This window comes from Corynebacterium sp. LK28 (assembly GCF_014335105.1).
In the GTDB taxonomy this organism is placed as follows: domain Bacteria; phylum Actinomycetota; class Actinomycetes; order Mycobacteriales; family Mycobacteriaceae; genus Corynebacterium; species Corynebacterium macclintockiae.
This window is the reverse complement of sequence record NZ_PDGZ01000012.1, coordinates 64,427-79,693: the sequence shown is the minus strand read 5'-3', so window position 1 is coordinate 79,693 and position 15,267 is coordinate 64,427. Positions and strand designations below refer to the sequence as shown.

At 61.1% G+C, this 15,267-nt stretch carries 14 protein-coding genes; 10 read left to right on the top strand and 4 right to left on the bottom strand.

The annotated features are described in order from the left end of the window. Positions 1 to 40: 40 nt before the first annotated feature. The 9 genes from CRD15_RS06535 to CRD15_RS06495 all read left to right on the top strand — a co-directional run bounded on the left by CRD15_RS06535 (position 41) and on the right by CRD15_RS06495 (position 9,823). Complete coding sequence (locus tag CRD15_RS06535) at positions 41 to 1,012, top strand: ribose-phosphate diphosphokinase (protein ID WP_034972269.1); 972 nt, start codon at positions 41 to 43, stop codon at positions 1,010 to 1,012. Between the two features lie 278 nt (positions 1,013 to 1,290). After that, positions 1,291 to 1,935 (top strand): 50S ribosomal protein L25/general stress protein Ctc, encoded by a 645-nt coding sequence (locus tag CRD15_RS06530; RefSeq protein ID WP_034967342.1) that lies wholly within the window; start codon positions 1,291 to 1,293, stop codon positions 1,933 to 1,935. Between the two features lie 100 nt (positions 1,936 to 2,035). Then, complete coding sequence (gene pth, locus CRD15_RS06525) at positions 2,036 to 2,662, top strand: aminoacyl-tRNA hydrolase (protein ID WP_034967346.1); 627 nt, start codon at positions 2,036 to 2,038, stop codon at positions 2,660 to 2,662. A gap of 79 nt (positions 2,663 to 2,741) precedes the next feature. Continuing rightward, the gene (gene pth / locus CRD15_RS06520) at positions 2,742 to 3,446 is read left to right on the top strand and encodes an aminoacyl-tRNA hydrolase (RefSeq protein ID WP_187402196.1); all 705 of its coding nucleotides are present in this window, start codon (positions 2,742 to 2,744) and stop codon (positions 3,444 to 3,446) included. Positions 3,447 to 3,472: 26 nt separating this feature from the next. Next, complete coding sequence (locus tag CRD15_RS06515) at positions 3,473 to 5,119, top strand: peptide chain release factor 3 (protein WP_187402195.1); 1,647 nt, start codon at positions 3,473 to 3,475, stop codon at positions 5,117 to 5,119. Between the two features lie 118 nt (positions 5,120 to 5,237). Continuing rightward, a complete protein-coding gene (locus tag CRD15_RS06510; protein ID WP_187402194.1) occupies positions 5,238 to 7,658 on the top strand; it encodes an MMPL family transporter in 2,421 nt (806 codons plus the stop codon). Positions 7,659 to 7,677: 19 nt separating this feature from the next. After that, positions 7,678 to 8,310 carry a TetR/AcrR family transcriptional regulator gene (locus CRD15_RS06505; protein WP_255463775.1) on the top strand — a complete coding sequence of 211 codons (633 nt, stop codon included), beginning with the start codon at positions 7,678 to 7,680 and terminating at the stop codon, positions 8,308 to 8,310. A 32-nt stretch (positions 8,311 to 8,342) separates the two neighbouring features. After that, complete coding sequence (locus CRD15_RS06500; RefSeq protein ID WP_187402192.1) at positions 8,343 to 9,008, top strand: TetR/AcrR family transcriptional regulator; 666 nt, start codon at positions 8,343 to 8,345, stop codon at positions 9,006 to 9,008. Positions 9,009 to 9,088: 80 nt separating this feature from the next. Further along, positions 9,089 to 9,823 (top strand): nicotinamide riboside transporter PnuC, encoded by a 735-nt coding sequence (locus tag CRD15_RS06495; RefSeq protein ID WP_034972276.1) that lies wholly within the window; start codon positions 9,089 to 9,091, stop codon positions 9,821 to 9,823. Here CRD15_RS06495 and CRD15_RS06490 read toward each other — a convergent pair. Both CRD15_RS06490 and ppk2 read right to left on the bottom strand, forming a co-directional pair. Beyond that, complete coding sequence (locus tag CRD15_RS06490) at positions 9,820 to 10,908, bottom strand: 3-hydroxyisobutyryl-CoA hydrolase (protein WP_187402191.1); 1,089 nt, start codon at positions 10,906 to 10,908, stop codon at positions 9,820 to 9,822. The genes CRD15_RS06495 and CRD15_RS06490 overlap by 4 nt on opposite strands. A gap of 66 nt (positions 10,909 to 10,974) precedes the next feature. Beyond that, positions 10,975 to 11,982 (bottom strand): polyphosphate kinase 2, encoded by a 1,008-nt coding sequence (ppk2, locus tag CRD15_RS06485; RefSeq protein ID WP_187402190.1) that lies wholly within the window; start codon positions 11,980 to 11,982, stop codon positions 10,975 to 10,977. A gap of 109 nt (positions 11,983 to 12,091) precedes the next feature. Between ppk2 and CRD15_RS06480 the strand changes: the two genes are divergently transcribed. After that, complete coding sequence (locus CRD15_RS06480; protein WP_187402189.1) at positions 12,092 to 13,363, top strand: glycosyltransferase 87 family protein; 1,272 nt, start codon at positions 12,092 to 12,094, stop codon at positions 13,361 to 13,363. Here CRD15_RS06480 and CRD15_RS06475 read toward each other — a convergent pair. Both CRD15_RS06475 and CRD15_RS06470 read right to left on the bottom strand, forming a co-directional pair. After that, a complete protein-coding gene (locus CRD15_RS06475; RefSeq protein ID WP_187402188.1) occupies positions 13,360 to 14,865 on the bottom strand; it encodes an L-serine ammonia-lyase in 1,506 nt (501 codons plus the stop codon). The two genes, CRD15_RS06480 and CRD15_RS06475, sit on opposite strands and share 4 nt — an antisense overlap. Before the next feature lie 42 nt (positions 14,866 to 14,907). Further along, positions 14,908 to 15,237, bottom strand: a complete 330-nt coding sequence (locus CRD15_RS06470) for a putative quinol monooxygenase (RefSeq protein WP_034979426.1) — start codon at positions 15,235 to 15,237, stop codon at positions 14,908 to 14,910. Positions 15,238 to 15,267: the final 30 nt, after the last annotated feature.

Here is a 15,267-nt window from a genome sequence, read left to right as displayed (position 1 = left end):
GTGAATAGTCCAGCTCTTCGACCGGAAGGTTAAAGCACAAGTGTCCACCACCCACTGGATCGACAATCAAAAGAACCTGATGCTGTTTAGCGGCAGGGCTCATCCGGAATTGGGGGAGGCTGTTGCCCGCGAACTGGGCATCGAGGTCACTCCGACCACCGCCCGCGACTTCGCCAATGGCGAGATCTTCGTTCGCTTCGAAGAGTCCGTCCGCGGTTCCGATGCCTTCGTACTCCAGTCCCACCCGCAGCCGTTGAATAACTGGCTGATGGAACAGCTGATCATGATCGACGCTCTGAAGCGCGGCTCCGCCAAGCGCATCACCGCGATCCTGCCGTTCTACCCCTACGCCCGCCAGGATAAGAAGCACCGCGGCCGCGAGCCGATCTCCGCACGCCTGGTTGCCGACCTACTGAAGACCGCTGGCGCGGACCGCATCGTCTCCGTCGACCTGCACACGGATCAGATCCAGGGCTTCTTCGATGGCCCGGTGGACCACATGCACGCCATGCCGATCCTGACCGACCACGTGAAGTCCAACTACAACCTGGACAACATCTGCGTGGTCTCCCCCGATGCCGGCCGCGTGAAGGTAGCCGAGAAGTGGGCCAACGTGCTGGGCGATGCCCCGCTGGCCTTCATCCACAAGACCCGCGACGTAGACGTGGCCAACAAGGTCACCGCCAACCGCGTGGTCGGTGACGTGAAGGGCCGCACCTGCGTGCTGCTGGATGACATGATCGATACCGGTGGAACCATCGCTGGCGCCGTCGGCGTGCTGCGCGAAGCTGGCGCGGGCGACGTGATCATCGCTACCACCCACGGTGTGTTCAGCGGCCCGGCACGCGAGCGCCTGAGCAACTGTGGCGCCCGCGAGATCATCACCACCGACACGCTGCCGCAGTCCACTGAGGGCTGGGACAACCTGACGGTGCTGTCTATCGCCCCGCTGGTGGCTAAGACCATTCACGAGATCTTCGAGAATGGCTCCGTGACCACTCTGTTTGAGTAGTTTTATTCCCCGGTTGGGGGTGTGCTAACATACTTTCGAATCTCGGCGAGGGCTGAATTCTTCTACAGGATTTGGCCGTTATCGGCGCGAAAAGCACATTCCCCCTTCTTTTTGTTTGACGTAACCTTTAAGCGAGACCGCTCGCGTGCGGGTGCGTGACCAATAAAACTGTGGGATGCATACACGCCGCGAGATATCGCGGCATTTTTTATGCCCGCGGTTGAAACGCACAAAGCAATCAGAGTCCATCTGAAGCGTAAAACTAGAAGGAGAAATTCATGGCTGATATCACCCGTCTGAAGGGCGAGCTGCGTACCGAGTTCGGTAAGGGCGCTTCCCGCCGCCTGCGTCGCGACTTCCGCGTTCCGGCTGTTGTCTACGGCAACAATCTGGAGCCGATGCACGTCCACGTTGACATCCTGGAGTTCCAGGCAATCCTGCGTAACGAGGGCGTCAACGCCGTTTTGGAGCTGGAGGTCGAGGGCCAGGACCACCTGGTCATGATCAAGGCTGTTGACCAGAACGTGCTGACCCTGGACGTTGACCACGCTGACCTGCTGAACGTTAAGCGCGGCGAAAAGGTTGAGGTTGACGTTCCGGTTGTCTTCACTGGTGAGGCAGCTCCGGGCGCCCTGGTCACCCAGGAAGCAGACGTCATCACCATCCTGGCTGACGTTCTGAACATTCCGGAAGAGATCACCGTCGATGTTGAGGGCAAGGAAATCGGCGACCAGATCCTGGCTAGCGACCTGCAGATGCCGGGCAACGCTTCCCTGGTTTCCGAAGAGGACACCCTGATCATCAACGTTGTGGAGCCGGTGGAAGAGGAACTGCCGGAGCCGGACGCAGAGGGCGAAGCCGCCGAGGGCGAGGCTGCCGAGGCAGCCGAGGGCGAGTCCGCAGAGGGCGAGTCCGAGGAGTAAACCACTCCCCCTTCACCCACTGGGGCCACACACGTGCAACCTACGCACGGTGTGGCCCTTTTTTATTGACGCCACCCCACGGCTGCGGGGGCTATCCGGGGTGGACAGTACAATGACCGTCAGTGAGCTAGAGAGAGGGCTGGAGAAGGTGGCGTCCCAAAACAAAAAGCAACACACCAACAGCGACACGTGGCTGCTCGTCGGCCTGGGTAACCCCGGCGATAAATACGCTACGACAAGGCACAACGTCGGGCGCATGGTGATTGGCGAGGTACTCGATCGACAAGTTCCAGCCGCACGGCTGAGTACCCACAAGAAGACCAACACCGACATCGCCGAAGTGAACATCGCGGGGCGCAAGGTGGTGCTGGCGCAACCGCGGACGTACATGAACGTCTCCGGCGGGCCGGTACAGCAGCTGGCGGCGTTCTTTAAAATCCCGGCGGAGAACATCATCGTGGCCTACGACGACCTGGAAGGCGATCCGGGGGCAGTGAAGCTGCGACAGTCCGGTGGCGACAAGGGGCACAACGGGCTGAAATCCATCACAAAGTCGCTGGGCACGAAGGACTATTGGCGCCTGTCGTGCGGTATCGGGCGGCCACCCGGTCGTATGGATCCGGCGGCCTATGTGCTGAAGCCCTTCCCGAAGAGCGAGGCCGCCGACGTGGCGATAATGTGTGCCGACGCGGCGGATGAGGTCGAGCGGCTGCTGGCGCAGGGCTAGAAGTACAAGGCTAGAGGCACCTTCCCCGGCGGGATAAGCGGCGCCGGGGACCTAAAAGAGATGTGAGAGACTAGAGCGCGTGAGTTCCTTGAAGAAGATTTTCGCGACCTTGTTTGGCTGTCACCGCGACGGCGGTGCAGATGGCTCCGGCTCGGCCGAGCGCGCGACTGCGACCACCCCGGATATCAAGCCCGAGTTCCTGGTTGTCGGCCTGGGCAACCCCGGCGCGAAATACGCCGGGACCAGGCACAACATCGGGTACATGGCTGTCGATGAGCTGCTAGAAAGGCATTCGGGACAGTTGCAGCCCGTCGCGGGCGCGCCGGCGCAAGTAGCGCTGGTGGAGATTGCTGAAGTACCCGTGGCGCTGGTGCGTTCCACGACGTACATGAACGAATCCGGCGCGGCCATCGGCCCGCTGGCGGAGCGATATGGCATTCCCAGCCAGAAGGTCATCGTTCTCCACGATGAGTTGGACATCGCGCCCGGGCGCATCCGCATCAAGGATCAGGGCGGGGAGGGCGGCCACAACGGGTTGAAGTCCACCACCCGTCACCTGGGCACTAACCAGTACACCCGCGTGCGCATGGGCATTGGGCGCCCGCCGCAGGGCACTAGCGTGATCGATTTCGTGCTTTCCGTATTCGATACTGACGGGGAGCAATTCGATACTGACGGGGAGCAGACCTGGCTGAGCACAGCGATCGACACGGCCGCGGACGCGGTAGAGCTGATCGTGACCAAGGGCAACGACATCGCCCGCAATGACATTCACACCCGCTAGGGGCTACCAGCTAGGCTTGATGCATTATGAGCTCTACTGCTACTGAGGCCAACCGCCGCCGCACATTCGCCGTTATCGCCCACCCGGACGCTGGTAAGTCCACCCTCACCGAGGCTCTTGCCCTGCACGCACACATGATTAAGGAAGCCGGTGCGGTCCACGGAAAGGCGGGGCGTAAGTCCACCGTCTCTGACTGGATGGATATGGAGAAGGACCGCGGCATCTCCATCGCCTCCTCCGCCCTGCAGTTCGAATACGCCCCGGAGGGCCACGAGGGCGAGCCGTACATGATCAACCTGGTAGACACCCCGGGTCACGCCGACTTCTCGGAGGATACCTACCGAGTTCTTTCTGCTGTGGACGCCGCGGTGATGCTGATAGACGGGGCGAAGGGCCTGGAGCCTCAGACGCTGAAGCTGTTCCGGGTGTGTAAGGCCCGCGGTCTGCCGATCGTGACAGTGGTGAACAAGTGGGACCGTCCTGGGCGGAGCCCGCTGGAGCTGGTGGATGAGATCGTCAACGAGATCCAGCTGCAGCCCACTCCCCTTTTCTGGCCCGTCGGTGAGGCTGGCGACTTCCGCGGTCTGGCGCGCATCAACGACGATGGCGAAGCTGAGGAGTACATTCACTTCCTGCGCACCGCCGGTGGCTCGACCATCGCGCCGGAGGAGCACTACACCCCGGAGCAGGCCGCCGAGCGGGAAGCCGATGTCTGGGACACGGCCGCGGAAGAAGTCGAGCTGCTGGCCGCGGATGGCGCTTTGCACGACCAGGATCTCTTCCTGGAATGCACCACTTCCCCTCTGATCTTCGCCTCCGCGATGCTGAACTTCGGCGTACACCAGATCCTGGATACGCTGTGCGCGCTTGCCCCCGCACCGGCTGGACGCGATTCAGATCCGAAGGTCGTGGAGGCCACCGCGGGTGGCAACTCCGTTGCCGTGGACGAGCACCGCGATCCGAGTGACGAGTTTTCCGGCGTGGTGTTTAAGGTACAGGCGGGCATGGACCGCAATCACCGCGACTCGCTGGCCTTCATGCGCGTGGTCTCCGGCGTGTTCGAACGTGGCATGCAGGTCACGCACGCCCAGTCGGGCCGGTCTTTCTCTACGAAGTACGCCCTGACTGTGTTCGGCCGCACCCGCTCGACTGTGGAGGCCGCGTACCCCGGCGATATCGTGGGCCTGGTGAACGCGGGCTCGCTAGCGCCCGGCGACACGATCTACAGCGGCAAAAAGGTGCAGTTCCCGCCCATGCCGCAGTTCGCGCCGGAGCATTTCCGCACGCTGCGCGCCAAGTCCCTGGGCAAGTACAAGCAGTTCCGCAAGGCCCTCGAGCAACTGGATTCCGAAGGCGTTGTGCAGATCCTGCGCAACGATGCGCGCGGTGACGCTAACCCGGTCATGGCCGCCGTTGGCCCCATGCAGTTCGAGGTTATGCAGGCGCGCATGGACGTTGAGTACAACGTGGAGACCGTGGCCGACCCTGTACCCTACTCTGTCGCCCGTCGTACCGACGCCGAATCCGCGCCGGTGCTGGCCAAGCAGCGAGGCGTGGAGATTTTCACCCGCTCCGATGGGGAACTGATCGCCCTGTTCGGCGACAAGTGGAAGCTGGCTTTCGTGGAGAAGGAGCATCCGGAGCTGACGATGGAGACGCTGGTCGCCGACTAGTCCGGCCTGATTTCTCGGGCAGACTTCTGGGCCAAACTAGTAGGCCAGCCTTCCGGCTCAGCCAGAAAAATATTGCACAGGGTTGGCAACAATTCACTATCTGTGCAATATTTTGTGCATGGCTAAATTTCTGTATCGCGTCGGTCGTTCCGCGTACTTCCACAAGTGGCGTTTCCTCGCCGTCTGGCTCATAGTGCTGGTCGGCGTGGGCACCGCCTCTGCACTGCTAACGAAACCAACCTCCCAGTCCTTCACGATCCCTGGGTTGGAATCCATCGAAACCCAGGAAAGGATCAAGGAGCTCTTCCCCAATGGTGAGGATGCCGATGCGCTAGAGGCCGCCAAGGGCAAGCTAGTCATCCAAGCCCCCGAGGGGCAGAACCTCGCGGAGGGCGAGGCAGCTCAGTCGACCGAGGACATTCTGCAGGCGCTGCAGAAGCTGGACTTCCTGCAGGACAAGGAAAAGCTAGTCTCCCCTGTCCTAGCCAGCGAAAATATGCACCAGCAGATGGCTCCGATGAAGCAGAAGCAGGGCATGCCGAAGGAACAGGTTGCCTCCGACATTGCTGCCTTGAGCCCTCTGAGCCCCGACAAGCGCACCGGCATCATCGAGGTCTCCTTCGACGCGGAGACCGCCGCCGACGTCCCCGCCGAGGATGTGAAGAAGTTCGAGGAGGTGGTCAAGGACAACGAGGGCAACCTCCAGGTCGGCTGGTCCGGTAACGCATTCCAGCAGCCGGAGATGAGCATGGCCTCCGAAATCATCGGCCTTGCCGTCGCCGCCGTCGTGCTGATCGTCACCTTCGGCAGCCTCGTCGCCGCCGGTCTTCCGCTACTCTCCGCGGTGATCGGAGTGGGTACCGGCATCGGTATCGTCATGGCCGCGACCTCCATCACCGACAGCATTAACTCCATGACCCCGACCCTGGCTTCCATGATCGGCCTGGCCGTGGGCATCGACTACGCGCTGTTTATCCTCTCCCGCTTCCGCAGTGAACTGATCGCCCATGTGAACGGGCAGGATCTGGAACCGAAGGAGCTGCAGCAGAAGTTCAAGACCATTCCCGCCAAGGAGCGGGCACATCTGGCTGGGCTGGCCGTCGGCAAGGCCGGTTCCGCCGTGGTATTCGCTGGCCTTACGGTGCTGATCGCACTGGCCGCGCTGTCGATCATCAACATTCCTTTCCTTACCGCCATGGCGCTGGCCGCCGCGCTGACAGTGGCCATCGCCGTTATCGTCGCGATCACCCTGCTTCCCGCCATCATGGGTCTCATCGGCACGAAGGTCTTCGCTGGCCGCGCCCCGATCGTCAAGGCACCGGACCCGGAGAACGACAAGCCGACCATGGGCCTGAAATGGGTACGTATGATCCGCAAGAAGCCCGCACTGTGGCTGATCGCCTCTGCGGTTCTGCTGGTTCTTTTGGCCATCCCCGCCATGAACCTGCGCCTGGCCATGCCTTCCGATGGATCCATGGCTAAGGGCACGCCGAACCGAGTGGCGTACGAAATGACCGAAGAGGGCTTCGGCGCCGGCCGCAATGCACCAATGGTCGCCCTCGTCGAATACGGCAGCCTCGACGAAAAGCAGAAGGCCGCCGCCGCACAAGAGGCAGTGGCCGCGCTCCAGGGCACCGACGGCGTAGACAACGCGCAGATTGTTCAGACCAACGGAGATCCGCACAATCCCGCCGACTTGGGCACCGCAGCCCAGGTGCTCATCACCCCGTCCTACGGAGCAACGGATGCCCGCGCGGCCGACGTGCTAGAGCAGATGCGCGCCGCGGAAGCCGGTTACACCGACAAGACCGGCGCCAGCTACGCCATCACCGGTGTAACGCCCATGTACGAGGACATCTCCCAGCGCCTGTCGGACGTCCTCATCCCCTACATCGCCATTGTGCTGGTGCTGGCGTTCATCCTGCTGATGGTGGTGTTCCGTTCCATCTGGGTACCGCTAATCGCCGCGCTCGGCTTCGGCCTGTCCGTCGCCGCCACGTTCGGCGTCACCGTTGCACTGTGGCAGGAAGGCTTCGGCGGAATCATCGACGATCCGCAGCCGATCATTTCCTTCCTCCCCATCATGCTGATCGGTATCGTCTTCGGCCTGGCCATGGACTACCAGGTCTTCCTTGTCACCCGCATGCGCGAAGGCTGGGCGCACGGCAAGACCGCCGGCAACGCCACGGCCAACGGCTTTAAGCACGGTGCGCGTGTAGTCACAGCCGCCGCGCTGATCATGATCTCGGTCTTCGCCGCGTTCATCATGGCCGACGAGCCGTTTATTAAGGTTATGGGCTTTGCCTTGGCCACCGCCGTATTTTTTGACGCCTTCGTCGTCCGCATGACCTTTATTCCAGCGACGATGTTCCTTCTCGACGAGCACGCGTGGAAGTTCCCCACGTGGCTGGGCAAGATCATCCCCGCTGTCGATGTCGAAGGCGAAAGCCTGGTCGGCCTGGAAGCAGGAGCGAAGAACGATCACGCCAACCAAGAGGACGATGGGCGCCCTGCGGAGGCGCTAGAGGATGGGAAGTAGGGGCGTCACAATGCAAGGCATGAGCACCTCCGGTCTACGGGACCGCAAGAAGGCCGCGACGCGTACGCGCATTGCTTACGCCACCGTCGACCTATTGGTAAATGAGGGGACAGAAGGCACAACAATCGCCCGGATCGCAGAAAAGGCGAATATATCAACGCGCACATTTCACAATTACTTCCCACATCGTGAGGCAGCATTGTTGCACATGATCAACCAGTTTCTTGACGAAATGGTTGACATGGTGAATCTTGCAGAACCTGGCAAAAAGTTGATATCGATCGCCGAAGATATTGCAATCAGCTTTTATAATCGACCAGCTGCAAGCCCCACTAGCATCGAATCGCTGTCGCGCATTGCCGATCACCTACATGGCACTCCACCCCATCTGCGGGCGGAATTGTTCGGAGATAATGACCGTAGGTTCCACAGCAGTCTAGAGTTTTTCTCCCCTCTTGTGCAGGCATTACAGGACTATAGCTATCGAGAGGGGAAGGAACTGAGCACCCCGAATGCGCTCCTTGTCGTTCAAACAATCATGCTCGTCCCCGGCATTTTCACCGCACTCGAACAGGACGGATCCCCGTCTACAGATAGTGATGTGAGGAACGCTTTTCACTTATTGGCAAACGGCCTTTCAGAGCTAGGTTAGTGTAACGTACAAGAATTACTGAAAGGTCCCCCATGTCCTCGAGTTCGAGCATTCCCGAACCCTCTGCATCTCGGCGCGAAGAAAAGAAAGCCCTCACTAAGCGAAGCCTGATCGATGCTGCCGTCGACCTCTTCATCAACGACGGGCCGGAAGCAGCGACAGTCCATGCCATCACCAAGCAAGCAGGTGTGTCGCCCCGTACCTTTCACAACTACTTCGAACGCCGGGATGACGTCTTCGCCTACTACCTGCACGATGTTTTTGAGAACTTTGCGCAGCACCTACACGACATCGCCGCTGACCACCCCACGGGGCGGACTGCGGACATCCTCCGCGACACGATGTGGACCTACTGCTACCCACCACAGAGCCCTGAAGGGGAAATCCTCGACCCAACAGTGCCGGACATCCGCAAGTTCAAGCCGCTGCTCATCATGCTGGAGCACCCGCAGAAGAACAGTAGTGGGGAGAGCCTCGAGGTAGATCTGCCCTCCCTCACTCAACCGGGCACAACCGCGATCTGCGAAATCGACCCTGCCCTCACCCCCTTCGATGCCTTCCTACTGCTGGACGTATCCTTCAGCATTGCACTGCGTGCCATGGAGGCGGCCGTGGACGATAGGCTATCTGCTGGCTCCACCCCGCGGGAACTCTACGACCGCGCCTTCGACATGCTGGCCAGCGTGGACCGCGGCTAGGCTCCCCCATCCCCTAGGGCACTGGTGCCCGCAGGCGCTCTGGCACCCCGGTTTTCCGCCCCGCGGATTGATGGGGAAAGATGGTCGGTGTGGAATCCGAAGGAATTTTCTCAACGCTTCTGAATGCAACGCTGATCATCGGCGGCTACCCGATCCTGTGGCGAGAAATCGTCGGCAACGCATTCGGTCTAGCATCCGCCGTCGGCGGTATGAAGCGCGTTGTCTGGGCGTGGCCCGTGGGCATCGTCGGCAACATGCTGCTGTTCACCGTATTCATGGGCGGCCTGTTCCACACCCCGCAGGATCTGGACCTCTACGGCCAGGCCGGTCGCCAGGTGATGTTCCTCATCGTTTCGCTGTACGGCTGGTACAAGTGGAACCGCGCGCGCACCGCCGGCATGCGCGAACCTGACAACACCGACCCTTCGCGCTCCATCGTCAGCGAACCCGCGGCCGATAGCGCCGCCGTTCAGCCCAGCTGGGCCAGCGCCAAGGCGCGCCTAGGAATGCTGGCCTTCGCGATCGCCGGCACCGTCGTTTTCGCGCTCATCTTCGACGCACTCGGTTCGTGGGGACCGTGGGCAGATGCCTGGATCTTCACCGGTTCCATCCTGGCGACCTTCGGCATGGCTCGCGGCTGGACAGAGTTCTGGCTGATCTGGATCGGGGTGGACATCGTCGGCGTACCGCTACTGCTCACAGCTGGCTACTACCCCTCCGCCGCGCTTTACCTCATTTACGGCGCGTTCGTCATGTGGGGATTCATCGTCTGGCTACGCGTGCAGCGCCGCGAGGGGAACACTGCGACCAGCTAAGCCAGCAGCTCCCGCCACTTCTGCACATCAACCTGGTCGGTGGTTGCGGGATCAAATTGCGCGTTGTGGTCCTTGTGCTCCAGCACCGCGCGCACGCCTTCGATGAAGTTCTTGCCGCGTCGCAGCTCAGAACCGACCTTGTACTCCATGTCCAGAGCCTCGCGAAGGGTCGCGCGTTCCGCGCGTCGGAACAGTTCAACCGTCGCCACCAGGCTCTCCGGGCTGGCCCCCTGCAAGGATTCGGCCACCTTGGTTATAAACTGGGTCAGCTCGGCGTCCCCAATAGAAGAACTAGCATCTACAGCCTCAACGATCCGGGCCTCGATCGCGCCCCAATCGCCGTCGGCAAAGGTCTGTTCAATCCATTCGTGGTGCTTCTGCAAGATGGAGGTTGGTTCCTGCAGCGCTTGCGGATCTAGCGCATTACTACGCAGGGCTTCCGGCAAATCACCGGAGTGCAAGTCGGATTCGAACTTATTCACGTCCGCAACCAAGTTCGTGCCGAGCCCCGTGTACAGCATGTCGGCGGGGCTAAGCCTCCAGCCCGTCGTGGCAATAAAAAGCCCCACCGCAGGCGACACATCCAGGTGGGTCAGACGATAAGACATTCCGACATCGGGCACGAAGCCAATGGCGGCCTCGGGCATCGCACCGAGCGTCCGCGGGGTAACCACACGGTGCGAACCGTGCATTGAAATACCCATGCCGCCGCCCATGACGATGCCCTCCAGCAACGCGATGACGGGTTTGTTTACCTGGGAGAGTCGCTCGTTGAGGTCGTACTCTTCCTCGAAGAAGGAATCCCCGAAGCGGTACATGCGCTTCTTGTCGCGCATTCGCACATAGCGAACGTCGCCGCCCGCGCAAAAAGCCTTTTCAGAGGAGGACTTAAGGACGATGAACTGAATCCAATCGTCATCCGCCCACTTGTCGATGGCTTCGCGGATAAGGCGAATCATCTCTACGCTTAAGGAATTCAGAGCTTTCGGGCGGTTTAGCTCAATCACTCCGATATGACCGGCGACGACGGTGGTTACCTCGGCGTCCGGGTCGTAGGTCGGGTGCTTCCTTCTCTTGTCGGCCATGCAACCATAATTGCAGGAACCCCGACCCACCGCAGCCGGACAGCAGTTTTCGCTGCCCCTTTGGGCTTACTTCGACTTTTTAGAGGACTTCTTGGACTTCTTGTCCTTCTTTTTCTTGGACTTTTCCTTTGCGGACTTCTTGTCTCCAGCCTTCTTGTCCCCAGACTTCTTGTCCTTCTCAGACTTTTCGGCCTTGTCGGCCTTGTCGGACTTCTCAGCCTTCTTTGCTTCCTGAGAGTCAGAGTCCTCGGCCTGCTTCACAGCCGCCTTCTCCAAAGCCTTGGCCACGTCAGGCACGTAGCGGAACTGGGTGCGCGGCGGGCGCTCGTAGGTCGATTCGGATTCCGGGCGCTCCGGGATCTTCGGCACGCTCTTTTCCACGTATTCCCACGGGATCGTGTTCAGCAGGTGGTTGATCACATTGATGCGGGAACGCTTCTTGTCCTCGGACTCCACCGTGTACCACGGTGCGGAAGGAATGTCGGTGTGCACAAACATTTCGTCCTTCGCGCGCGAGTAGTCCTCCCAGCGCGTGATGGACTGCAAGTCCATCGGGGACAACTTCCACTGGCGCAGCGGATCGGACTGGCGGGACTGGAAGCGGCGGATCTGCTCTTCGTCAGAAACGGAGAACCAGTACTTGCGCAGGATAATGCCGTCCTCCACCAGCAGGCGCTCGAAGATCGGTGCCTGGTGCAGGAAGCGGCGGTATTCCTGGGTGGTGCAGAAGCCCATCACGCGCTCCACACCGGCACGGTTGTACCAGGAGCGGTCGAAAATGACGATCTCTCCGGCCGTCGGCAGCTTCTCAATGTAACGCTGGAAATACCACTGGCCCTGCTCGCGCGAGCTCGGCGCCGGCAGTGCCTCGATCCGGCACACGCGCGGGCTGAGGTACTGGGTGATGCGCTTGATGGCGGAACCCTTACCAGCAGCATCGCGCCCCTCCATCACGATGACGATACGCGCACCTGTTTCCACCACCCACTGCTGCATTTCGACGAGTTCCGCCTGGAGCCGCTTAAGCTCCTTTTCGTAGGCCTTTTTGTCCAGCTTGGGTAGTGCGTTGTTCATCTTTCTTACTTTAGTTCTTCGCAGGCCAAACGCCTAATGTGTTTTCCCCTCCCCACGTTGCCGAACCTGGGCGCAACTCGCGCCACGAAAGGTGCAATAATTAGCCTTTATGCAGACAAAGGGAGCCGCTTCAACGCGGATGGAGAACTTTAGGCACCTGTCGATCAGCCTTCCGGTTAAGATCATGCTTAGCGTGCTCGCGGTGCTGTCCGTCTTGCCGAAGGTGATCAACACCCGCGGCTTCCACTACCACCTGGATCTGGATGTCTATCGGGTGGGAGCCCAACGCGTCCTGGACGGCCAGGAGCTCTACAGCGGCCACTTCCACATCATCGGCGATACGTACCTGCCGTTTACCTATCCCCCGATTTCGGCGCTTCTCTTCACGCCTCTGGCGGTTCTGCCCTATGACCTTTCGGCGATCCTTTTGATTGCCGCCACGGTCGCAATTACCTGGTGGGTTTTCGCCCACACCCTGCACGTGGCGGCGCGCCTGGATCGCACATCTGCCGGGTGGATCGCGGTGGCGCTGGCCGTCGTGCTGATCCACCTGAGCCCAATCCACACCAGCCTGGCTTATGGGCAGATCAACGTGTTGCTGATGGGCATGGTCTTCGCAGATGCGCTGGTCGTTCCTCGCCGTTTTCGTGGCCTGTTGACGGGTGCTGCGGTTGCTATCAAATTGACGCCCGCAGTGTTCGGCCTGTGGTTCCTTCTGCGCAAGGACTGGGGTTCCATCCTGCGCATGGGCGCGGGCACGCTGGGCACTACAGCTTTGGCGTGGCTGATCCTGCCGCGGGATTCTCTGGAGTATTGGACCCACACGCTGCGCGATTCCAGCCGCATCGGCAACCATGAATACGCCCTGAACCAGAGCCTCAACGGTCTGCTCTACCGTTTCGGACTGCGAACGGCGGACTCCTCCAGCCTGCTGTGGGTGCTGCTAGTGTGCGCCTCGCTGGTGATCGTCGCGTTCGTCATGTTCAAGCTACTGCAGGCACAGGCTCCCATCGTCGCGTTGTGCGTCAATTCACTCTTCGCCCTGCTGGCCAGCCCGATTTCCTGGAACCACCACTGGTCGTGGGCCCCAGTGCTGCTGGTGGCGTTGGCCAGCTATGCGGTAGCCAACCCCACGTCCCCGCTGGCCACGCCGCGTTGGCTGTGGACGGGACTGGTAGTGCTGGGCTTCGCCGCCTTCGCCTTCGAGCCCTCCGCTTTTGTTCCTTTCCAGGAGCAGCGCGAGTTGGAGTGGAACGCCTGGCAGGTAATCCTGGGCAACGCCTACCTGTGGTGGACCCTCCTCGCCCTGGCGGTGATGGCGATTCACCTGGCGCTATATCGCGACAAAGGCGAAGCGCCGACGGCCACGGAGACGGCTTAACATTCGGGGATATTCACGGAAACGTTCGTGGCCAGTCCTCCACCGGCCGTTTCCTTGTACTTCTCTGACATATCCTTGCCGGTCTGGCGCATCGTCTCGATAACCTCGTCGAGGGTGACGTGATGATCCCCGTCACCGCGCATAGCCATCTTGGCCGCGTTGATAGCCTTACCTGCACTGATGGCATTTCTTTCGATACAAGGGATCTGCACCAGCCCGCCGATGGGGTCGCAGGTAAGCCCCAAAGAATGCTCCATTGCAATCTCCGCAGCATTGGCCACCTGACGTGGCGAACCGCCGAGGATCTCCGCCAGCCCGGCCGCAGCCATGGAGGCTGCCGAGCCGACCTCTCCCTGGCACCCGACCTCCGCACCGGAGATGCTGGCGCGCTCCTTGTACAGCGAGCCAATCGCACCCGCGGCCAGTAGGAAGCGCCGGTTCACCTGGAAGGGGTTCTCCTTGCCCGCGGGCGTGAACTCGCGTGCATAGAACATCACGGCGGGGATGATGCCCGCGGCACCGTTCGTCGGCGCGGTGACCACTCGCCCACCGGCCGCGTTCTCCTCGTTCACCGCCAGGGCGACCAGGTTCACCCAATCCTCGGAAAACTCCGCGGTGCGGTGCGGATCTTCGTCCATCAACTGGTCGTACCAGCGCTTGGCGCGACGGCGAACCATCAGAGAACCCGGCAGCACTCCAGCAAAGGTCACGCCACGCTTGGCGCAATCCTGCATAGCCTGGGCAATAGCGTCCAGGTTCGCATCAATCTGTTCATCGGTGCGCAGCGATTGTTCGCAGCGCCGCTGCACCTCCCCCAGGCTGATGCCCGCGTGCTCGGCTAGGGAGATCAGCTTGTCGCCGGACTCGAACAGCCACGCCCCGCTGAGCTCGTCCAGGGTCGGGACTTCCTCCTCGGTGCGGATGAAGCCACCGCCGATGGAATAGTAGGTCTGTTTCAGTGGCTCAGCCGTGGCGGGCTGCTCGGGGCTGGTCAGGCCACTGACCACGAATGTCAAGGCATTCGTGTGAATCGAGCGGCGCACCGTCGGGCGCAGCACGATGTCCTCGAAACCACAGGTGACGGGCAGGTTCTTATCCCCCGCCAGATAAATGGTGCGGGTCTGGCGAATCTCTTCCAGCCGGGACTGCATATAGTCCGGATCCACCTGCGCCGGGTCGGCACCGTCCAAGCCCAGCAGGCAAGCCCCCAGTGTGCCGTGACCAGCGCCGGTAGCTGCCAGCGAGCCATAAAGGATAATGCTGATGCTTAGCCCGTGTTCGCCCTCATCGGGCAGGCTCACCACGTCTGCCAGCTTGTCAGATCCCAGCGGGTGCAGCCGCTCGCCTTGGGCTGAGTCGGCAGCGCGGGGAGACGTGGCGTCCACACCCACAAGAGCCTTGACCCGCTGCGCGAAGGACAGTCCCGCGCGCATCGGTCCGACGGTATGCGAGGACGACGGGCCTACGCCGATCTGAAAGAGGTCGAAGACGCTGACGGTCATGCTGGTTACTTGGGTACTGGGTTCGTTGTTAGTGGTTAGTTTCTAGTTGTCCTCGACGCGGAACTCGGCCATGCGATCCCACTCGGTCTTGCCCGGGATCTTCGTGTTGATGATCTCCGGGGTCTCCAGCAGGTACTTCGGCATCTCGTCGCAGGCGCGCTTGAAGTGCTCGGACTCGACGTGTGCGACATCGGCATCGTCCTGGAAAGCTTCGATCAACAGGAACTCGTTGAAGTTCTCGGGATCGCGGAACCAGTCGAAGAAGATGTTGCCTTCCTCCGCACGGGTGCCTTCCGTGAACCAGGAGACCTCCTGCAGGAAGGTGTCGGCGAACTCGGGGCGAACCTTGTACTTTACGTTGATCAAAATCATGATTCTCCACAGTACGCGCCCCACCGGCGC